This is a genomic window from Psychrobacter sp. JCM 18903, assembly GCF_000586475.1.
Classification (GTDB): domain Bacteria; phylum Pseudomonadota; class Gammaproteobacteria; order Pseudomonadales; family Moraxellaceae; genus Psychrobacter.
On record NZ_BAWJ01000014.1, the window covers coordinates 1 to 20,813 of the forward strand.

Here is a 20,813-nt window from a genome sequence, read left to right on the forward strand (position 1 = left end):
CCACCAATATTGGTACCAATACTGACAATATTGCTAAAGGCATCAAGTTTAACGTGAATGATGCAAGTAGCGGCGGCACTCTCAAAAAAACCTTCGCCTTGGGTGAAGAAATTAAGTTTGATACAGACAGCAATTTAACCACCACTGGCTTATCAACAGGCGATGGAATTGCTCTCGGTCTGTCTCCAACTTTAACGGGCCTCACTAGTGCAGATTTTGGTGGTGTTAGTATCTCTACTACTGGTATCAATGCCAACGACACCCAGATCAAGGGAGTAAAAAGCGGTGGTAATACAGTAAGCAATGCGGCGAATATTGGTGATGTACAAATGGCAGCCGCAGGAGCGAGAACCAAAGTAGTTAAAGGTACGAATGTTGCCAGTGTTGACTTTTCAACCGATAGCGATACTGGACAGGATGTCTATACTGTCAATGCCAATGGCGCCAGTGTTTCTACTGCAGATGCTAATGCACTAACAGTTAGCACTAGTGTCAAAGATCCTGATACCAATATCACCGACTATCAAGTTGATCTAAGCGAAGGTAGTAAGGCAAGCTTGGTAAAAGCCGATAGTGCGATGCAAACGGTAGTGACACAAATCAATGGTGCTGATGTCAAGACTTTGGATAAAGACAATAATACAGCCAACTTTATTACTGGTGACAATATTGTCTTGACCGCTGACAATGGCGGTATCAAAGTTGCTACTGCTGCCGACTTAGTCTCAACCAGCTTGACCACAGGAACTACAGTCGTCAACGCTGATGGTGTCACATTTATGGGTGGGACTAATCAAACGGTCAGACTCAGTAATAGTGGGCTGGACAATGGTGGCAATCAAATTACCAATGTCGCTAACGGTACAATAGCCAGCGATGCCGTAAACTTTGGTCAACTACAAGCCACGACCACGACCATCGATAAAGGTTTTGATTTCGATGGTGACACGGGTACTACCGTTAATCGTCAGCTTGGTGACAAGCTGACAATCAAAGGTGGCGCGACCGTGGCAAGTGACTTGTCAAATGGCAACAACATTGGCGTCGTTGCTGACGGTACCAGCACATTGACCGTGAAACTTGCGAAAGATTTAACTGGTCTTAACAGCGCAAACTTTGGTAGCGGTGTCAGCATCTCAGCCAATGGTCTGAACAATGGTGGCAATAAAATTACTAACGTTGCAGAAGCGACCACAGGTAAGGATGCGGTAAACTTCGACCAATTGTCAGCAACCAATAGTCTCGTGGCTAAAGGCATCAAAATCGGTGATGGCAATAGTGCCAACGACCAGCAGTTTGCTTTAGGTGATACCATCAACGTCACTGGTGATAGCAACATTACGACGATGGCCTCGGCAACGGGTGTTCAGGTGAAACTGAATAACCAGTTGAATTTAGGCAATGAGGGTAGCATGCAGATTGGTAATAGCATTATGAATAGTAATGGCTTTACCTTTACCGATAATGGTCCCGGTAGAACGGTTAGACTGAGCAGTAGTGGTCTTGACAATGGTTTTAACAGAATCACCAATGTAGCTGCTGGTATTGCAGATACAGATGCGGCGACTGTCGGACAGTTGAACGCCACGACGTTTGCCCTTGATCAAGGTTGGGGACTAACGGCTCAGGGTGATGTTGCCACTATGATCAAACAAGGCAGCGCCATCGATTTGAACAGTACAGATGGTAATATTAAAGTATCTAGATCAGCGGACAATAATGTTAGCCCTGGCCTACTTGCTACTGCACCATTGGCAGGCGTCAATGACATTAGCTTCGATTTAAATCCAGACCTGAATTTAGATAGCGTAACGACGGGTGATACCATTATGAATAATAATGGGCTGACTATTACAGGTGGACCTAGTGTCACCAAAGCGGGTATCAATGCTGCTGACACTAAGATTACAAACGTTGTGAATGGCGATGTCTCTGAAGGCAGCAAAGATGCTATCAATGGTGGTCAGCTCTATGCACAAGGTAGTGGCATCAGTAGTATCATTGGCGGTGAGACAGTCTACAATCCTGTAGATGGTACCTTTACCAATAGTAATATTGGTGGTACTGGTCAAAATAGTATCGACGGTGCGATTGCTTCTATTAAGCAAGGAGAAGTCGTTATCAATAAAAACATCCAAGCCAACACTACCAATATCCAAACCAATACCACGAATATTGCCACGAATAAAACAAACATCGACACTAATACGACCAATATCAAAGTGAACAAGGATAAAATAGATGCGGGTCTCAATTTTGGTGCTGATAGCGGTGCTACCATCAACAAACCAGTAGGCGATGGCAGTGTCCTCACCTTCACAGGTGGTAATAACATCACCACAACAGCAGCAGGCAGTAGTATTAAGTTTGATCTAAACGGTGATATTAATATCGATAGCGTCAAAACTGGCAATACGACAATTAATAATAATGGCGTCAGCATTGTCGGTGGTCCTAGTATGACTGCAAGCGGTATCAACGCCGCTGGCAACAAGATCACTGATGTGGCTGATGGCATGGCACCCAGAGACGCTGTAAATATGGGTCAATTAGATGCTGTTAGTCAAAGACTTGGCAACAACATGAATGAGCTAGGTTATAAAATTGGTGAAGTCGAAGAGATGCAAATGCTGGTATCTCAGCCGCCATGGCAATGTCTTCACTACCGCAAGCTTACATCGCTGGTAAATCCTTAATCGGTGGCGGTATAGGAACGTACAATGGGGAAAGTGCAGTTGCTATTGGCTTCTCGAAGTTATCCAATGATGGTCGTTGGGTCATGAAGGTAAACGGCACCGCTGATACCCAAGGTAACGCTGGCGGCTCGATTGGTGCAGGCTTCCATTTTGATTAAAGCAATCAAGCTACTATCAAGTAAAGTGATTTGTTAGTTATAAAAATTAGTCATAAAAAAGCAAGGCATCTGATGCCTTGCTTTTTTGCGACATGAGCATGAAGACGTTTTCAGCGTGATGATTTGGTAGTCACTATTTGGTAGTCACTATTTGGTAGTCACTATTTGGTAGTCACTATTTGGTAGTCACTATTTGGTAGTCACTATTTGGTAGTCACTATTTGGTAGTCACTATTTGATAATCACTATTTGGTAGTCACTATATGATTTTTAACAATGATTTGTTTTTCTTTAGCTCAATAGCCAAGCGATAATAAGCCTCATTCTATGAGCTTATTTATTTTTATAAAAGCAATTCTATACTCTGAACATGGCTGCATTTGGGGTCAATCCGACATAAGCCATGCCAGCTTGCTCCATCCAATGTGGCTGCACGATACCATGTTGTAAAATAGCATGAATGTCTCGATGCGCTCTTTCTATTCTATGTTTTTTATATAGCGAGACCGTACCAGCGACCGCATAAATCTCCGATACCATGGCTCTGGCTTCTCTCGCTGCCTCACAGGCTGCTGCCCACACATCAGCCAGCTGTATATCGGTAAAGGCATACTGTTGCTGTGCTTCGTTCCATAATACCTCGACACTATTGTGTAGTTGTGCGCGCCTAGACGCTAATAGTGTTTTGCTTTTAGCAATAGTCGCTTGTACTGCTGCACGATCACGCAAATCTGGGCTTTTACCGGGCGTTACTTTCTCAAGGCAAATTTGGATTAACTCATCTGTCGCTGCTTTTAAGACACCCAGTGCCATCGCTGCACAGCCAGCGGCATTAATACAGCCGATTGGTAGGCGGCTATACGCATTATCGATGGCGACAGGGCTATCAAAATCGACCGCATAACGTTCCTGCACAAACGCGTCTTTGATGACGATGTCATGACTGCCTGTACCATTTAGTCCACCAACATGCCAAGTATCAATCACTTCCACATCTTCTTTTGGAATAAAGAACAACTTTAGATTTGCACCCGGTCCAAGGGTCGTAGGCGAGCCTTCAGATATTACCAAGCAGCGCAGCACAAACCAGTCTGCCAATTCACAACCTGATACTAATGTCCATTGACCTGAGACCGTATATCCTTCAGCGGTTTGTTTAGCAATCCCTTCAGGGCGTGCAGAGTTCGCATAGACATGAGAGGGGTCACTGTATATTTCCTTCATGCTAGGCTCGTCTAAAAACCGTCCAAATGTGCAGGCCAAATGATTGTTCCAAACGATCCAAGCAACTGAGGCTTCAGCACTGGCTAGCGTCTCATAAACTTTTAATGTTTCCACAGGATTGCCTTGCCATCCTCCCAACGATTTTGGCAGTCCCATCCTAAATAGCGACAACTCTGACAGTTTTTTGACCACTGTCGGTGCAATTTTTCTACAGGTTTCTGTTTCTTCTCTACCGATAGGGCTAAATCATAAATATCTTGAGCGGCATGGGATGGTAGAGCGTCTTTGTTATTTGATAAAGGTGTATAACTCATAATATCCAACCTTATTTTAATGTATAAAACAGTATGTTTATCTAAAATCAATTCTAAATTTGAGATATAACAACGCCTATACCAAGAATAGCCAACAGTTGACTGCTATACAACCAATAATTTGAATATATGGAATATTATATTGAGATGAAAAGTAGAGGTGATGATTCGATGAAATATTGAATACTATGTTTGGCTTAAGAGTATCAATGCTTTGCCTGTTTTCAGGCAGTCATTCGCTTTGATTGCTTTGTCTGAGCTCTGAGTCCAGAAATTATAAGGGCGTTTTGTTATTAAATTCTCTAGTCATTTAATAGCAAAACACCCTTACTGAAAGCACCCTGTTTGATTATTTATTGAGACTTGGGCGCATCAGGCTGCATGCTAGGATCAGCGTCGGCAAATGCTTTGAGCGTACGGCAATGCGTGTCAATTTCGACGATATTGGGATAGGTACTTAAATCCACGTTAAAACGTCGCGCCGAAGAGACCTGAGGAATCAAATAGCAATCTGCAAAAGTAGGGCTGTCACCGTAGCAAAATTTTCCACGGCTTTTGTCTTTTGCTAGTATTTTTTCTAACGCCGCAAAGCCCTCACTCATCCAACGGTTGCACCACGCCATGACTTTTTCTTCGTCTACCGCCAGCTCATTGCGTAGATATTGTAAGATACGGCGATTATTAATAGGATGAATATCACAACCAATCATAGCGCTAATGGCACGTACTTGCATACGTCCAGCCGCGTCTTTAGGCAATAGCGGGTTTTCAGAATGAACCTCTTCTAACCATTCTAAAATGGCTGGGCTTTGATATAGTAATAAATCATCGGTCTGTAAAACAGGCACCAATCCTTGTGGGTTGAGTGATTTAAACGCATCTGCTAACTGCTCATCTTTTGCTAAATTGACCGAAATATAGTCATAGTCTAAGCCTTTGAGATTCATCGCTATGCGAGTACGATACGAGGTGCTGCTGCGAAAGTAGCCATAAAGTGTCATCATTGTGAATTCCTTTTATTATGGTAGGTTGTGAATGAGATAAGCAGTTATAATTAATAATACGAAATGTATGTTATACAATTAAATAACTCTTATGACGTTACCTCTTCATTTCAGTTTTTCATGAATATATTAGATTAATATGCCAAGTAAATTACTCATTGAGCAAAACATGCCAGCAGCTGAAAACCCTTTAGAAAATCCCGTGACAACCAATAAAAGTCAAAGTGGCGTCCAGTCACTGGAGATTGGATTGTCGGTGTTAGACGTTCTTATCGATCATAATGAGCCGATGATGCTAAAAGATATTGCGCAAGTGATGCAAATGCATCCAGCAAAGTGTCACCGTTATTTGGTCAGCCTCATACGTAAAAACTATGCGCGTAAGCTTGATGATGGTCGCTACGGGCTAGGCGATAGGGTTAACACATTGGCAGCATTGTGGCACTCTGGATTTAGTCAAAACAATATTTTAGAGCGGCTGACGCACATCGCTAATGAAATCAAAGACACCCTGAATTGCGGTGTGCAGATTGCCAAATGGTTTAGCGAAGGTCCTATTATTATTCAGTCCGTTGAACCAGATAGCCCGATTAGTATTATCACTCGTATCGGTTCACGTATGCCGCTGACGACATCGGCGACGGGGCAATTATTTGCCAGTTATCAGCCAGATGCCGTCATTCAGCCATTGGTAACAGCTGAATGGCAGACAGACAATGAAGCAATAATCACAGAAAAATGGCAGAATTTCAGTCATTTGCAAGCCAAGATTCGTACCCAAGGCTATGCGACGGTCACGGGTGATATGCTCATGGGGATTAATGCCATCACCATTCCTGTCATAGTGCCGTCGTTTGCTAATGGCGCTGTTAATTTATCTGCTGTTAGTGACAAAACTGCTAGCAAAGGACTACCACTAGAATACGCCATCACTATCATTGGAACGACAGAGCAATTGCCCATGAGTGAGCAACACAACGTGGTTGAGCAAATTCTAGCGATAGCGCAGCGTTATCAAATTGCGTAGCTGGTGCTTTTGCTACATAATTTTCACCATATAAACCGACTGTTTTTTGGTAGAAAACCACTGCGTAATTATTTTACTTCTTTAAACGAGACAGGCGCTACTTGCTGCTTTAGCTTTTTCGTATACATTATTAGCATCTAGACCAGTGGCATTCACTTCGTCAAGGTAATGCTGCGAGCCTTCCATTAATGGACCTTTCCAGTCTGGGTCATTGAGTGGATCAGGGATATCGATCATGATATCGCCTTTTTCTTTAGCGGCAGCCATTGCTTTGGCGTTACTGACGTCAAATACTTTGGAGACACGTGCTGCCATCTCGGCACCTGAATTGTCATCAATTACTTTCTTGAGATCATCGGGCAAATTATCATATTTATCTTTGTTCATACTGATAACAAAAGTAGAATTATAAAAAGGTATGTTGGTATGTGTATTGATGAGCTCATCAAGACGAAAAGCTTGAATGGGCTGCCAAGTAAAGCTGAGTCCGTCAATGACACCGCGCTGAAGCGAGGTATAAGTATCACTGGCAGGCATGCCAACGGGTGCGGCACCAGTCGCCTCGATAATGTGGCTAGCAACGGCCGAAGGTTGGCGAATACGCAAACCTTTCATATCGGCTGGCGTGCGAATGGGTTTATCAACCGTATGAAGAGCGCCTTGTCCAGTGCCTATCAGCGCTAGCAGGTGAGTATCTTCGTACTCATTTTTAATGACACCATCATCATACAGTTTATGAAGTATGCAGCTCTGCTGCTGTGCAGTATTGGTGATACCTGGCAGCTCTACAATTTGAGTCAAAGGAAATCGCCCTGCTGTATATCCTTGCGCTTGCATACCAATATCAACGATACCTTTTACGGTAGCATCATAAGTAGCCCCCGGTTTGCTAAGAGTAGCAGAAGGGTAGATCTCAATCTTTAAGCGGCCTTTTGATTCTTCTTCAATTTTCTTTGCCCATGGCTGCAATGCTTCGGTGTTTATGTTGTCATTGGCAGTCATAAAGTGTGAGAATCTTAGAGTAGTCACATCGCCTGTATCTACATCAGCGTTTATTGCTGGGTCGTTATTAGAACAACCAGTCATCGCGAGCGAGGTCGCTAAGAGTATTCCTAAAGGGGGTCTTATTTTCATCATTGAATCCTTTCATGATGGTTAGATATTGTTCGCTACCTAGGGCGTGTCATCAATTAGTATATTGATGCATTTAGTGGTCTTAAAATGATGGCACGCCCTAATTAGTCATATAAAAAGAGATAACGAACACAATAACAGGTCAATCACTCACCGACAGGCGCGCCTTCTCTTGCTTCAGCCAGTTCCTCTGCATGTAAAAACTGGGTATGAGCTGGTGCGCGTTTGGTAAGTGACCATTCTTCTAACATCTCATACTTCATGGCTTCAGTAATCATCGAGACTTTTTCTTCTGAGGTAATATCATCGTAGGTGAGTTCCATACGATGGCCGTTAGGATCAAAGAAATAGATAGAATGGAAGATACCGTGATTGGTCACGCCGACCACATCAATACCATTTTCTTCTAAATGCTTTTTTGCTGCCATTAAGGCATCACGGTCTTTTACCTTCATGGCTAAGTGTTGCACCCAATTTGGGGTATTCGGATCAAAACCCATTTCAGGCTGATTGGGCACTTCAAAAAACGCCAATACGTTGCCATTACCAGCATCTAAAAACACATGCATATAAGGATCAAAGGCTTTGGTCGAAGGCACGTGGTCTTCAGCAAATGCAAGGATGAAATCCATGTTTAGGTATTTTTGATACCATTCAACGGTTTCTTTGGCGTCTTTGCAGCGATAAGCCACATGATGGATTTTTTCAATTTTTAAAGCTCATATCAAACTCCTTTTGATAGGGAATGCAGTGAGTAATAGGCTGCCAGTACCGATTGACTATAGGTCGATGGTTGCTTGGCAGCTCAAAACAATAGTGCTCACATTTTTTCTAGACTATTTGTCAAAATCAAAGTTAAGCGCGGGCAGTACTTTGCCGCGTACTTCACCAAAGCCGACACGAATGCCGTCTTTTTCGCTATAGCCTTTCATGATTACTGTGTCGCCATCTTCAATAAAACTGCGGGTCTCGCCGCCTTTTAAAGTGACAGGTTTGGTCGCATTCCAAGCAATCTCTAACATTGAGCCATAAGAATCTGGCGTTGGTCCTGAAATCGTACCTGAGCCATCATATCGCCAACTTCCACTTTACAGCCAGTGATGGTGTGGTGGGTTAGCTGCTGCGCCATTGACCAATACATATGTTTGAAGTTGGTCTCACAAACCACAGTGGCGCTATCTGAGTTTTCAGGCAATAACTCAACTGATAGATGAATGTCATAGCTATTATTGCTGTCTTTTTCGTTTAGATATGCCAATGGTTTTGGCTCTTGAATCGGGCATGCCGTTTTAAAAGGTGCCAACGCATCCATAGTCACAATCCAAGGCGAGACTTCAGAAGCAAAGGTCTTAGCATTAAATGGACCTAAAGGCACATATTCCCATTTTTGAATGTCACGGGCTGACCAGTCGTTGAGCAAAACCATGCCAAAAATATGCTCAGAGGCATTGTCTACTGCAATTGGTTGACCAATGCTATTACCTTTACCAACTACAAAAGCAGTCTCAAGCTCAAAATCTAAACGCTTGCAGGCTGAGAAAATAGGGCGGTCGTCAGCGTTTGGCTTTAATTGACCAGAGGGGCGTATCACATCAGTGCCACTGACGATGACGGTGCTGGCGCGTCCGTTATAGCGACTGGCATTTCAGTCCAGTTAGGTAGTAGGGCGTTGTTTGGATCACGGAACATAGTGCCGACGTTGGTAGCGTGCTCTTTAGACGAATAGAAATCGGTAAAACCTGGGACGTGAACAGGCAGATGCATGGTGACGTCTGCTTGATTAAATAGCGCTTTTTTCTGCAAGTCTTGATTATCACACAAGGCGTCGCTAGCACTAGATAGGAGGGTTTGGATGGTTGAGCGTGCTTGAGTCCAATTGTCTCGACCTGAGTCAATAAAAGCATTTAGCGTTGGTTGATCAAAATATGGACCGCCCTCTAAGCTCAGTAAACCTTCTGCTTCGAGCACAGCCAAATCCAATACGTACTTACCGATAGCCACACCAGCGCGGCGCTTGTTATTACCAGCAGCGTCTTTGGCATTACTAAAAATACCATAAGGCAGGTTATGAATGGAGAAGTCAGAATCAGCGGCGATATCGATAAAGGATGTGAGGGTGTTGTCAATCTTTGACATAGGTTGCTCCTTGCTAAAGCATATAATGAATTACGTTATAATTAACTACTTACGCATAATGTAATTTATCAAAGTGGAGATTGCAAGGGTTTTTGTGCAGTGTTTTCTTAAAAGAGACGTGATACTAGGGACATTGATGTTCTTTGGTAAAATAAATAGGAAAACGCAGGACATAAAAAAGGCTGAGCACTCGCTCAACCTTCTTATGAATCGCTATTACTGACTACCGCACCGCTTTAATGCGTGCTCACTCAGTCTTTCAAGACGTCTGCCATGGCATTGGCCACATAGTCGATGTTGCTGGTGTTCAGTCCAGCCACACACATACGTGAGTTGGAAACCATGTAAATGCCAAACTCGCTTTGTAAGCGTTCGACTTGCTCAGGCGTCAGACCAGTAAAGCTAAACATGCCGTTTTGACGGGTAATATAGTCAAAGTTGCGGTTCGGGATTTTGGCCTCTAACACTGATCTTAGCTGTAAACGCATGGCTTTGATACGGTCACGCATCGCATAAACTTCGCCAACCCATTGCTTATGTAGTGCTTCGTCGTTCATAACGATATCGACCACACGACCACCATGTGATGGCGGGCTTGAGTAAATACGGCGTACGGTAGCATTCAGCTGACCGAAGACGCGCTCTGTCTCGTCAACCGTTGGACAAACAACTGATAGACCGCCGACACGCTCACCATATAGCGATAAGTTTTTAGAGAATGAGTTGCTGACAAACAATGGCAAGCCCATATCGACAGCTTTACGAATCGCATAAGCATCGCTGTCCATGTTTTCGCCAAAGCCTTGGTAGGCAATATCCATAAATGGAATCAGTTCGCGCGCTTGAACGACGTTCAGCACGGTATCCCATTGCTCACGGTCAAATCTAGACCTGTTGGATTGTGGCAACAAGGATGCAGCAAGATCACATCATTTTTGTTCAACGTCTCAAAAAACGCAATCATTTCATCGAACTTGATGCTGCTGTTGGCTTTGTCGTAGTACGGGTATTTACCCACTTCGACATCAGAGCCTTCAAAAATAGCAATGTGGTTGCCCCATGTTGGATCACTCACATAGCATTTAGATTGTGGGAACCATTCATGGATGAACTCAGCGCCGACTTTTAACGCGCCAGAACCGCCAATCGTAGCGATAGTGGCGACCAAACCATCTTTTAAAATCTGTGCGTCTTTACCGAACAGTAATTCCTGACAGCCTTTACGATGTCCTGGTAAGCCTGCCATCGGTAGATATGGACGCGGCGCAATAGGATCGGCAATGCGTTCTTCGGCTGTTTTTACACAGTCAAGTACAGGCAATACACCATTTTCATCATAATAAATACCAATGCCTAAATTGACCTTTTTAGGATTGTTATCTGCTGTATATTTTTCCATCAGCCCTAGAATTGGATCACCAGCGTAATAGTCGATACGTTCAAACATGTTGTTTCCTTATGAAATATAAATCAAGCCGCCAAAAATCATAGAGCAAATTGACGGTTAACTCAATATGAGATTCAATTATCTTGCATAATTAATAAAATAGTTGATTGCGACCATTGTGTTTCAAGGCTCTTTAAGCACCGATCATGTCTGTATCAGCGATACTTAAGTATGCTGTAAGTCATTAAAATGACTGGAAAAATAGCTCTGCAAGAAGCCTTTAAAAGCAATGGTAGCAGGCGATAACGCACGAGAAGAACGCTGATAGATAAAAAACTGCCGCATTTTAACGGGTTGTGCCAGCGGCTCATTTGTAAACCATTGGCGCTAACCCAGTCAATGACTTCGGGCATATAGGGCAAACATAAGGTAATGCCGAAGCCTTGACGGGTCATCTCAAGCGCGGTGGACATAAAATTGACCTTGTAACGCGCCTGTTGAATATGACTGGCGATACGGTCGTCCAATTCGGCTGTCACTTGTTCAATGAAAGGACCTTGCAGCGTGATGAGCGGAATGTCTAATAAATCCTGCCACATTATTTCATATTTTTGTGCCAGCGCATGGTTGTCAGGCATCACCACACAAAATGGCAGCTGATATAACAAATCAGCATTGATGTCGTCCTCAGCCTCCATAAAACCAAGCTCAGTACCGACACCCAAATCTACTTCAATGTCCTGAATATGTCTGAGTAAGTTTTCTGCCGAACAATCTAATAACGACACGCCAATCTCGGGATGTTGTTTGGAAAACTGGGCGATGACCGCTGGCATAGAGGAGGCGGCAAACTGCGAAACAGCAAGCCGTACTTGACCCTGCGCCAAGCTTGTTAAGCTGCTCGCCTCATTTTCAAACAGCTGCATCTCATTCAAGATACGCCGTGCTTGCGGCAATAAATGACGTCCTACTACCGACAAAGACAGCTGGCGGGTAGTACGGTCGAACAGCACAATGCCAAGGCTGGACTCTAGCTCCTTAATCAAGCCGCTAACGGCAGATTGGGTCAAATGCATCTGATCGCTGGCACGGGTAAAACTGCCATTGTCAGCGACTTGAATGAAAGCGGTTAATTGGCGAATGCTGATATTCATAAGTAAACCTGATAAATAAATCATAAAAAACAATTAGTCTTATAAATAAACCTAATCTAATATAAATACATCGTCAATAAGAATTATTGATTGAAGACATTTTTTATCGCATTTTTACCACCAATTGAAATTAAGGATGATTACAATGGCAGATTTATTTGACAACCCAATGAGCCTGAATGGGTTTGATTTTGTTGAATTCGCCTCACCTCAACCGGATGCGGTCGACGCATTGTTCAAACAGCTTGGCTTTGCCCATGTCGCCAACCATCGCTCAAAAGATGTGGCGCTATACCGTCAAGGTGACATCAATCTTATTCTAAATCGTGAACCAAAAAGCGAAGCCAGCTATTTCGTTGAAGAGCATGGTGCTGGCGCTTGTAGCATGGGCTTTCGTGTGCAGAATTCCAAAAAAGCTTATGAGCGTGCCATCGAAATGGGCGCGCAGCCAGTAGACGTACCCACTGGTGTGATGGAGCTGCGCCTGCCTGCTATCAAGGGTATCGGTGGCTCACTGATTTATCTCATCGATCGTTATAAAGATGGTGAGTCTATTTATGACGTCGATTTTGAATTTTTTGCTGATGTAGACCGTCGTCCTGTTGGGCATGGTTTTAAAGTTATCGACCATTTAACCCATAACGTCTACCGTGGTCGTATGGCCTATTGGGCAAACTTTTATGAGCGCATCTTTAATTTCCGCGAAATCCGCTTTTTTGACATCAAAGGTGAATATACGGGTTTGACCAGTAAAGCCATGACAGCGCCTGATGGCAAAATCCGTATTCCATTGAACGAAGAGTCAAAGCAGGGCGGCGGTCAAATTGAAGAATACTTGATGCACTTCAACGGTGAAGGTATTCAGCACATTGCTTTAGCCAGCGATGATTTGTTTGCCAGCATTGATAAATTAAAAGCAGCGGGTATCCCGCTTATGACCGCTCCAACCGCGACTTACTATGAAATGCTGAGTGAGCGTCTACCAAATCATGGCGAAAATGTCTCTGAGCTACAGATGCGCGGTATCTTGTTAGATGGCACCACTGAAGGCGGAACACCGCGTCTGCTGCTACAAATTTTCTCTGAAACTATCTTAGGTAGCCCTGTTTTCTTCGAGTTTATCCAGCGTAAAGGTGATTACGAAGATGGCTTTGGCGAAGGTAATTTCAAAGCCCTATTTGAATCCATCGAGCGCGATCAAGTCCGTCGTGGCACGGTTGGTCAGCCAGAAACTGAAACACCGTAAGCGCCTCTACATTTAGGGAAAAATCCATAAAATAAACGGGCAGGGCAAAAGGAGTTTGTCTTGTCCCTAATAACCACTGCGCTCTGTAATACCATGTGTTCAATGCGATGACTGAGCTATGATTCAGTCATGATTGAAAACGACTAGCAAAAATTCAGAGCGCTAATGGCAATAAAAGGAATACAGGCATGGAACGCCTACCACATACGAATTCTGTTAATAAAGCTATCGGTGCCAACAGCGTTGCTTGCAAAACGCTAGGCACTGATGCCAGTCACGATGATTCTGCTCATAAAAAGCAGGATTCTATGCCTAAAAAACAACCTTACGTGTCGCATCAGCCAGATAGCCATGGTCATATTCATTATAGTGATGATGAAAATGGTATGTGGCAGGCATTACTTGAGCGTCAAGCCGAGCAAATACCCAATCGCGCCTGCCCAGCCTATCTAGACGGTTTAAAAAAACTGAATTTGCCCGCTACGCGTATTCCGCAGCTGCAAGATATTGATGCAGTATTGCAAGCCACGACTGGCTGGCAAACTGCCGCTGTCCCTGCATTAATCAGTTTTGGTAAGTTTTTTAAATTGCTTGCCAATAAATCCTTTCCGGTGGCAACTTTTATCCGTCGATTTGATGATATGGACTATATCGAAGAGCCTGATATTTTTCATGAAATCGTTGGACATTGTCCGCTTTTGACCCATCCTGCCTTTGCGACGTTCAATGAAACTTATGGCAAGCTGGGTCTTAATGCCACTAAAGAAGAACGGTGGTTTTTGGCACGGCTCTATTGGTTTACCATCGAGTTTGGCTTGGTGGGACAAAATCAGAGCAGTCGCCGAATCTATGGCGGTGGCATTTTAAGCTCACCGTCTGAGACGGTTTATGCACTCAATGCTGGTTCTGAGCAGCAATCAGAACCTCAGCATCAACCGCAAAATCAACCAGAGCACCGAGCGTTTGACTTGCTTGATGTGTTACGTACCCCTTATCGTATCGATCATATCCAGCCGATTTATTATGTCATTGATGATTTGGATACATTATTTGATATCGTCAATAGCGATATCATGGGAATGGTCAAACAAGCCATGTCGCTAGGATTGTTTGAGCCTAGTTATGCATTAAAAAACGCCTAATGCATGGTTAAGAAACACGGCATCATTTGAATGATGTAGCCGTAAATGACAGCGTCAACATGGACGTAACTGTATTAAACGTAACAGTATTAAAAAAATGAATAGTTAACATAAAAGGACATTATAATGACGATATTATCACAAGCCAGCTGTGAGGCCTGCCGCATTGGCGCGCCAACGGTCAGCGACATCGAAGCACAAGAGCTATTACAGCAAATTCCAGATTGGTCATTGATCGAGGTTGATGGCATTAAGCAATTACAACGTCAATATAAATTCAAAAACTTCGTCAAGGCGATGGAGTTTGCCAATCAATTAGCAGACATCGCCGAAGCAGAAGGGCATCATCCTGGCATATTGGTAGAGTGGGGCAAGGTGACGGTTACGTGGTGGTCACACAGCATTAAAGGTCTGCATCGCAATGATTTTGTCATGGCAGCTAAGACCGATAGTCTGCTGGATCAATAATGAGGGTAGCAATCGCTATTGCAACTCATTAAACTTGTCCGACTCAAAGCCAACCCTAACGCCAGATTTGACTGGCAAGCTAAGGATGTGTGATGCCTCCAAAAATATTAACCCAAATTTCACCTCAACTGGCATTTATGATTTCTGCCATTGTCATCGCTATTATGGGCGTTACCATGATAGGTTTTGGCTGGGTACCGCATTTATCATTGATACTCGCTATTTGTGTCTTGCTAGGCATTGGTTTGTTTAAAGGCTTGACCTTTGATGACATGCAAGCGCAAATGGCATCGGGTGTCATGCGTGGTATCGGTGCGATCTATCTATTCTTCTTTATTGGTTTGATGGTCGCCGCTTTAATGATGTCTGGTGCTATTCCAACGCTGATGTATTTTGGTTTTCAGTTGATTTCACCAGAGTATTATTACATTTCAGCCTTTGTATTGACCTCTATTATTGGTATTGCCTTGGGCAGTAGTTTGACCACCGCGGCGACATTGGGTGTGGCTTTTATTGGTATGAGTAATGCCTTTGATGCCAACGTGGCGATTGCGGCTGGTGCGGTGGTCTCAGGGGCGTTTTTCGGTGATAAAATGTCGCCGTTATCAGACACCTGTACCATTGCTTCATCGGTGGTGGGTATTGATTTGTTTGAGCATATTCGCAATATGATGTATACCACGGTACCAGCGTGGATACTCACGGTCATTATTTTTTGGTTTTTCTCTGGCAGACCGCAGGCTCTGACTTGAGTCAAGTAACCGTATTGCAAGGTCAGTTGATTGAAAGTGGCTTGGTACATGGTTATGCGGTATTGCCATTTGTGGTACTGGTTGGGTTGGCGGTTTTTCGTGTCAATGCCATTTATACGATTATCTGTACCATTGTGGCAGCATTGATTATTACTTATTTGCACAGCTCGCCGAGCTTTGGACAATTAGGCGGCTATTTATTTGCAGGCTATGCACCGCTGAATCGTTAGAGCTGGGTGAAGTCGGTGGTATGCTATCGCGCGGCGGTGTGCAGAGTATGTTCTTCACTCAAGCGATTGTGATATTGGCACTCAGTCTTGGTGGCTTGCTCACAGCATTGGGTATTTTGCCAGCACTGTTATCAGGGATTAAAGACACATTAACCACATCAGGACGCGCCATATTTGCCGCTGCCATGTCTGCTCTGAGTATTAACGTGCTTATTGGCGAGCAGTATTTGAGTATTTTATTATCTGGTACTGCCTTTCGTCCGACGTTTGAGCGTTTGAATTTACATCCTAAGAATCTGTCTCGTACCATTGAAGATGCAGGTACGGTCATCAATCCTCTAGTGCCTTGGAGTGTGTGCGGCGTGTTTATCAGCCAAGCATTAGGCGTGCCCGTGCTTGATTATCTGCCTTATGCGTTCTTCTGTTATTTATCGCTACTACTAACGATATTGTTTGGTTTTACGGGAATTACCATCAGCAGACTCAAGAGTCAGTGACCCGAAAAACTTTTGTCTTTAAATTCTGCATTAAAACGCTAGGGCTTGTGTCTTCTAAGACAACATAACAAGCCCTAGTTTTTATTTATACCCTTGCAATAATTTCAGACAAGCTGATAGGTGTTGAGTACGATATACCAGATTTGCAGCTCGCTAAGTTGAGTAGTACGTGCTGTACAGGGGAGTAAAAACGTTTGTTCAAGAGAGTGAGCAGACGTTTTTTTGTGTCTTTCAATAATACTTGTACAATCATCGTTTCGGCATAGATAGCCGTTACTGACGTTGGTATTTGACAGCTCTTCGGTGGTTAAAGAAATAAAAGAGACTAAAAACCCAATCAGCTTATCTCAACTTATTGAAGTGTTCTTCATTGATATGAGTAATGGTTTGTGCGAGTTCAAAAATGATAAAGGGGATAAAGCAGTCCGCTTGTATTTAAGGGTTACGTGTCACAGATAAAAGAAAATCGGTCGTATAGATACTTACAAGTAACAGCGAGCGGGAACAAAAAGAATAATATTTTAAGTTAATGATAATTGTTTTTATTATCGTTTACGAGTAAAATCGGTTTTTATTGGCTGTCCAATATAAATACAACGATTTAAATTAATGATGAGTACAGATATGTTACGTGCAAACCAATTGACCATCAGTCGCCAAGGTAATACCTTACTAGACAATGTAAGCTGTGAGATTGATAGCAACCAATTGGTCGCTTTGGTTGGACATAATGGTTCAGGAAAATCGACTTTAATCAAAGCGCTGGCAGGCGAGATGATAAGTAATGGCGGTAGTATCAGCTTGGATGAGCGCCGTATCAGTGATTACAGTAGCAAAGCGCTGGCGCGACAAATGGCATATTTGCCACAGCAACTACCAGAAGCCGCTGGGTTTTCAGTACGTGAGCTGGTCATGTTAGGACGTTATCCGCATCAAAAATGGCTGCAAAAGCCCAACCAAATAGACAAAGATAAAGTAATAGAAGCCATGCGCATCACCCAAACAGAGGCGTTCGCTGACCGCATTACGGCCACGCTTTCAGGTGGCGAGCGCGCTCGCGTTTGGCTTGCTATGTGTCTGGCACAAGACACCAGATATTTATTACTTGATGAGCCATTAGCCGCGCTTGATATGCACTATCAGCTTGAAGTTATCCAGCTTATACGTCGTTTGGTGGATGAGCAGGGCTTGAGTGTGGTTATTATTTTGCATGATATTAATTTGGCCGCGCAGTATGCGGATCGAGTTATCGCCTTAAAAAACGGCTGTATTTGCCATAACGGTGATATCGGCAGCACCATGCAACCGACAGTATTGCACAAGATTTTTAACGTCGATATGCAGCTGCTTAGTCATCCTACAACGGGGCAGCCAGTCGCTGTTGCCTAATAGGGCATATCATAAATCTGAACGAAAATGAATAAGTAGGCTAAAAATGGTTAAATTTCTATAACCATTTTTAAAATGAGGCATGCCCTAGTATTTGCCTCATCTTTTTCATTTATTTTCTCTTATTCGCGCAAAAGATAGGCCGCCATGTTTCCTGCTCTTTATAAATCTCTGTTCTCTTTAATAGCCATAAAATCTTTCATAAAACCTTGTATAAAAGCTGGCTCAAATCTCACTATCAGTAAATATAAGTGTTTGCCGCTCATAGCAAGCTTAACACTGACCACTATGCTGACGGCCTGTCACCAACCAATAACGGCACAAAAAGACGCTCAAGTGGGCAATACAGATAACGCTAACATCAATATAGTCTCACCTGATTGGGGCAATGCGGCAACCTTGACCGCCATGGGTTACCCCCCGATAGCTACGGGTGATGTGAGGGTGTGGGACAGATGGGTAGGTACGCCTGAACTGCCAACCTCAATCATTGATTTGGGCATTCGCTATCAGCCTAATGCGGAATTGGTTGCCCAATTGCCTGTCGATTTGGTCATCGATAACTTTTTTTATGAGCATGCCCGCAATCTCTATGGAGATGTGCCCTCTGAGTCGGTCATGTTCGCCGCTAAAGGTGATACTGCAACTTGGGCAGATTATACTGAGCCGACTCGTCAGTTGGGACAGCTAATTGATGAACCAGCCTTGGCTGAAAGCTATATTACAAAAAAGTCAGACAGATATCAAACTGGCAAGTGAGCGTCTGCAGCAGCGCTATCCAAAAGTAAAGAGATTTGCCGTTGTACAGTTTGCTGATGCCAATAACATGCGCATGTATGTCAAAAATAGTTTGTTTCAGCCGTGCTAAAAGAGATGGGCAAAGGGCTTGATGTATTGGGCAAAGGCAATCAATGGGGGTTTGTCCCCATTCGAATGGGCGACTTGGCTCAATTGGATAATGAGACCTGCCTATTAATCATCGATCCTTTAAGTCCGATAACCCGAGCTGAGATTAAAGACAGTTTGGTTTGGCAGCGTCTAGGCTATGGCGACGAGCGCTGCGTGGGTGAGCTGCCACCCATATGGATTTATGGTGGCATGTCGTCACTGGTCGGCTTGGCAAATAATTTATCAACAGTGACATTAAAAGGTGGGGCAGCATCATGACTATTAATACTGCCGCACAGACTCATCACTCTCATACCAATAATACTACTGATTATGTCAAACCTATGACTTCACTTGCAGCGTCTCAGTCGCCCACATTGAAAACACCATCAGAGCAACACTCCAAGCTTATGCAAAAACCTCCCAATCCAGCACCAAAATTACCTAGGAAACTACCTTCGGTATTTGAGGATACATGGCGCATCTGGGCAGTAATGATTATCCTTGTAATATTGTCAGTATGGAGCACGTGGGCATTAATCGCTCAGGAGTGGACACGCCCAATCAGTGATTTGTTTATTCCAAGCTCGCAATTGGACATTATCAGTCTTGCGACGCAGCTGCATATAGTGGCGACTAGCATAGTGGCGCTATTGGCAGGTGGTCTGCTTGGGGTTGTCAGTATTTTGCTACAGCAGCTGGTCAAAAACCCATTAGCGTCAGACACCACATTGGGCGTCGGCGTTGGTGCACAATTGGCCATGCTCATTGTGACCTTGTTTTTGCCAAGCTTAGCGATTTATGGCGGACTTTATGTGGCCTTTGTCGGCGCGCTTATTAGTATGGGACTGGTCTTTGTATTGTCAGCACCCAGTCGTTTTAATCCGCTCATTTTAATATTGGCAGGCTTGGTGGTAAACATTCTACTTGCCGCCGTTGCCAATGTTTTGGTGTTGTTTTTTGCTGAACGTAGTAATGGTATGCTGTCGTGGGCGGCGGGATTTTTGGCACAGAATAGCTGGTATACCAGTACGATGCTAGCGATAACAGCCGTCGTGATGGCGGTTGTCTGTCTACCCTTGTTAAAACCATTAACCTTGATGAGTCTCGATGACTCACAAGCAAGCGCTTGGGCGTGCCGATTAACGGTATTCGTGCATTGGTAGTGCTTATTGTGGCGGTCGTTACCGCTTTGGTGGTTAGCGAAGTTGGTCTAATCGGTTTTATCGGTCTTGGCGCTGCCAGTCTGGTCAATGCACTGGGAGTCGCTTCTATTAGCAAACGTCTGCTTGCAGCCTTTGTCTTAGGGGCGTTGCTTTTATGGCTGACTAGCAATGTTGCTTTATTACTTGAACCCATACTAAATATGCAAATTCCAGCAGGGGCGATGACGGGTATTCTTGGTGCACCACTGATTATTTGGCTGATTTTGCGTCAGCGCCGCGAGCGGATAGAAACAGTAACCCCGATGCTAACGGGCAAGCATGCACCTGTGGCATGGTGGCGCTGGACTCTTGGCGTGGTAATGATAATCATACTTGCCTGTTTTTTTGTCCAAGACGTCAGTGGCTGGGGACTAAGTACCGATTGGGCGATCACCCAGCAGTATCGGCTACCGCGCAGTTTGAGCGCTGCGGCAACAGGTCTGATGTTGGCCATCGCTGGTGTGTTATTGCAAACACTCACCCGCAATCCGATGGCAAGTCCAGAAGTATTGGGTGTGAGCTCGGGCGCGGCGCTTGGGGTTATCTTAGGATTTTTACTGCTACCAAGCTTAGGGCTATCTGCCGGAGCTGGTACTTTATTAATCTCAGGATTATCAGGAGCGATGGCTGTGTTATTGCTGGTTATTTGGCTGGCACGTAAGGTAAGTTCTGGCTATCTATTACTGGTCGGTATCGGTATTGCCGCGATGATGGATGGGGTGATGCACATGGTCAAGCTGTCTGGCGATCCACGCTAGAAGC

Annotated in this window: 15 protein-coding genes and 5 pseudogenes; 12 read left to right on the plus strand and 8 right to left on the minus strand. The window is 44.1% G+C overall.

All coding sequences use genetic code 11. From position 1 onward, the window contains the following. Both TT12_RS10400 and TT12_RS15595 read left to right on the plus strand, forming a co-directional pair. Nucleotides 1–2,696, plus strand: a pseudogene (locus TT12_RS10400) (hypothetical protein); the annotation flags it as partial. Beyond that, nucleotides 2,654–2,854, plus strand: a complete 201-nt coding sequence (locus TT12_RS15595) for a YadA C-terminal domain-containing protein (protein WP_207804051.1) — start codon at nucleotides 2,654–2,656, stop codon at nucleotides 2,852–2,854. The pseudogene TT12_RS10400 and the gene TT12_RS15595, both read left to right, overlap by 43 nt. Nucleotides 2,855–3,211: 357 nt before the next feature. Here the strand turns inward: TT12_RS15595 and TT12_RS10405 are convergent, their stop codons facing one another. From TT12_RS10405 to maiA, 3 genes are all read right to left on the minus strand, one after another. Beyond that, complete coding sequence (locus TT12_RS10405) at nucleotides 3,212–4,234, minus strand: acyl-CoA dehydrogenase family protein (protein WP_353511625.1); 1,023 nt, start codon at nucleotides 4,232–4,234, stop codon at nucleotides 3,212–3,214. Beyond that, entirely contained in the window at nucleotides 4,180–4,392 is a 213-nt protein-coding gene (locus TT12_RS10410) for a hypothetical protein (protein WP_045454621.1), read from the minus strand. The genes TT12_RS10405 and TT12_RS10410 overlap by 55 nt, the downstream gene beginning before the upstream one ends. Nucleotides 4,393–4,745: 353 nt before the next feature. Next, the gene (gene maiA / locus TT12_RS10415; RefSeq protein WP_201604597.1) at nucleotides 4,746–5,393 is read right to left on the minus strand and encodes a maleylacetoacetate isomerase; all 648 of its coding nucleotides are present in this window, start codon (nucleotides 5,391–5,393) and stop codon (nucleotides 4,746–4,748) included. A gap of 142 nt (nucleotides 5,394–5,535) precedes the next feature. Between maiA and TT12_RS10420 the strand changes: the two genes are divergently transcribed. Next, nucleotides 5,536–6,423, plus strand: a complete 888-nt coding sequence (locus tag TT12_RS10420) for an IclR family transcriptional regulator (protein WP_227679040.1) — start codon at nucleotides 5,536–5,538, stop codon at nucleotides 6,421–6,423. Between the two features lie 81 nt (nucleotides 6,424–6,504). Here the strand turns inward: TT12_RS10420 and TT12_RS10425 are convergent, their stop codons facing one another. The 5 genes and pseudogenes from TT12_RS10425 to TT12_RS10445 form a co-directional block, all read right to left on the minus strand. Beyond that, nucleotides 6,505–7,557: a TRAP transporter substrate-binding protein gene (locus tag TT12_RS10425; RefSeq protein ID WP_045454627.1), complete on the minus strand. Its 1,053-nt coding sequence runs from the start codon at nucleotides 7,555–7,557 to the stop codon at nucleotides 6,505–6,507. A gap of 146 nt (nucleotides 7,558–7,703) precedes the next feature. After that, nucleotides 7,704–8,258, minus strand: coding sequence for a VOC family protein (locus TT12_RS10430; protein WP_243443605.1), 555 nt, complete (start codon nucleotides 8,256–8,258; stop codon nucleotides 7,704–7,706). A gap of 135 nt (nucleotides 8,259–8,393) precedes the next feature. Further along, nucleotides 8,394–9,693: pseudogene (fahA, locus tag TT12_RS10435) on the minus strand (fumarylacetoacetase). Between the two features lie 251 nt (nucleotides 9,694–9,944). After that, nucleotides 9,945–11,140, minus strand: a pseudogene (locus TT12_RS10440) (amino acid aminotransferase). 155 nt (nucleotides 11,141–11,295) lie between these two features. Then, a complete protein-coding gene (locus TT12_RS10445; RefSeq protein WP_243443589.1) occupies nucleotides 11,296–12,234 on the minus strand; it encodes a LysR family transcriptional regulator in 939 nt (312 codons plus the stop codon). A 145-nt stretch (nucleotides 12,235–12,379) separates the two neighbouring features. Between TT12_RS10445 and hppD the strand changes: the two genes are divergently transcribed. From hppD to TT12_RS18525, 9 genes and pseudogenes are all read left to right on the plus strand, one after another. After that, nucleotides 12,380–13,480 (plus strand): 4-hydroxyphenylpyruvate dioxygenase, encoded by a 1,101-nt coding sequence (hppD, locus tag TT12_RS10450; protein ID WP_045447873.1) that lies wholly within the window; start codon nucleotides 12,380–12,382, stop codon nucleotides 13,478–13,480. A gap of 188 nt (nucleotides 13,481–13,668) precedes the next feature. Beyond that, nucleotides 13,669–14,622 carry a phenylalanine 4-monooxygenase gene (gene phhA, locus TT12_RS10455; protein ID WP_045454634.1) on the plus strand — a complete coding sequence of 318 codons (954 nt, stop codon included), beginning with the start codon at nucleotides 13,669–13,671 and terminating at the stop codon, nucleotides 14,620–14,622. A gap of 126 nt (nucleotides 14,623–14,748) precedes the next feature. Then, on the plus strand, nucleotides 14,749–15,090 hold the full coding sequence (locus tag TT12_RS10460; protein ID WP_045454638.1) for a 4a-hydroxytetrahydrobiopterin dehydratase: 342 nt from the start codon (nucleotides 14,749–14,751) through the stop codon (nucleotides 15,088–15,090). A gap of 92 nt (nucleotides 15,091–15,182) precedes the next feature. Continuing rightward, nucleotides 15,183–16,569: pseudogene (locus TT12_RS10465) on the plus strand (Na+/H+ antiporter NhaC family protein). A gap of 624 nt (nucleotides 16,570–17,193) precedes the next feature. Then, on the plus strand, nucleotides 17,194–17,958 hold the full coding sequence (locus TT12_RS10470) for an ABC transporter ATP-binding protein (RefSeq protein ID WP_045454744.1): 765 nt from the start codon (nucleotides 17,194–17,196) through the stop codon (nucleotides 17,956–17,958). Between the two features lie 255 nt (nucleotides 17,959–18,213). Further along, entirely contained in the window at nucleotides 18,214–18,717 is a 504-nt protein-coding gene (locus TT12_RS17415; protein WP_243443590.1) for a TroA family protein, read from the plus strand. Between the two features lie 102 nt (nucleotides 18,718–18,819). Further along, nucleotides 18,820–19,125: a hypothetical protein gene (locus TT12_RS17420; RefSeq protein ID WP_243443591.1), complete on the plus strand. Its 306-nt coding sequence runs from the start codon at nucleotides 18,820–18,822 to the stop codon at nucleotides 19,123–19,125. Between the two features lie 215 nt (nucleotides 19,126–19,340). Then, nucleotides 19,341–20,221 (plus strand): annotated as a pseudogene (locus TT12_RS18520) (iron chelate uptake ABC transporter family permease subunit); the annotation flags it as partial. Between the two features lie 150 nt (nucleotides 20,222–20,371). Further along, entirely contained in the window at nucleotides 20,372–20,809 is a 438-nt protein-coding gene (locus tag TT12_RS18525) for an iron chelate uptake ABC transporter family permease subunit (RefSeq protein WP_279378883.1), read from the plus strand. The last annotated feature ends 4 nt before the right edge of the window (nucleotides 20,810–20,813 follow it).

Bases quoted from the DNA above. Each gene is read 5' to 3' on its own strand.
- TT12_RS10460 (WP_045454638.1), top strand. From the start codon at position 14,749: ATGACGATATTATCACAAGCCAGCTGTGAGGCCTGCCGCATTGGCGCG.
- TT12_RS15595 (WP_207804051.1), top strand. From the start codon at position 2,654: ATGTCTTCACTACCGCAAGCTTACATCGCTGGTAAATCCTTAATCGGT.
- TT12_RS10405 (WP_353511625.1), bottom strand. From the start codon at position 4,234: ATGGGACTGCCAAAATCGTTGGGAGGATGGCAAGGCAATCCTGTGGAA.
- TT12_RS10425 (WP_045454627.1), bottom strand. From the start codon at position 7,557: ATGAAAATAAGACCCCCTTTAGGAATACTCTTAGCGACCTCGCTCGCG.
- phhA (WP_045454634.1), top strand. From the start codon at position 13,669: ATGGAACGCCTACCACATACGAATTCTGTTAATAAAGCTATCGGTGCC.
- hppD (WP_045447873.1), top strand. From the start codon at position 12,380: ATGGCAGATTTATTTGACAACCCAATGAGCCTGAATGGGTTTGATTTT.
- TT12_RS10470 (WP_045454744.1), top strand. From the start codon at position 17,194: ATGTTACGTGCAAACCAATTGACCATCAGTCGCCAAGGTAATACCTTA.
- maiA (WP_201604597.1), bottom strand. From the start codon at position 5,393: ATGACACTTTATGGCTACTTTCGCAGCAGCACCTCGTATCGTACTCGC.
- TT12_RS18525 (WP_279378883.1), top strand. From the start codon at position 20,372: ATGATAATCATACTTGCCTGTTTTTTTGTCCAAGACGTCAGTGGCTGG.
- TT12_RS10445 (WP_243443589.1), bottom strand. From the start codon at position 12,234: ATGAATATCAGCATTCGCCAATTAACCGCTTTCATTCAAGTCGCTGAC.
- TT12_RS10420 (WP_227679040.1), top strand. From the start codon at position 5,536: ATGCCAAGTAAATTACTCATTGAGCAAAACATGCCAGCAGCTGAAAAC.
- TT12_RS10410 (WP_045454621.1), bottom strand. From the start codon at position 4,392: ATGAGTTATACACCTTTATCAAATAACAAAGACGCTCTACCATCCCAT.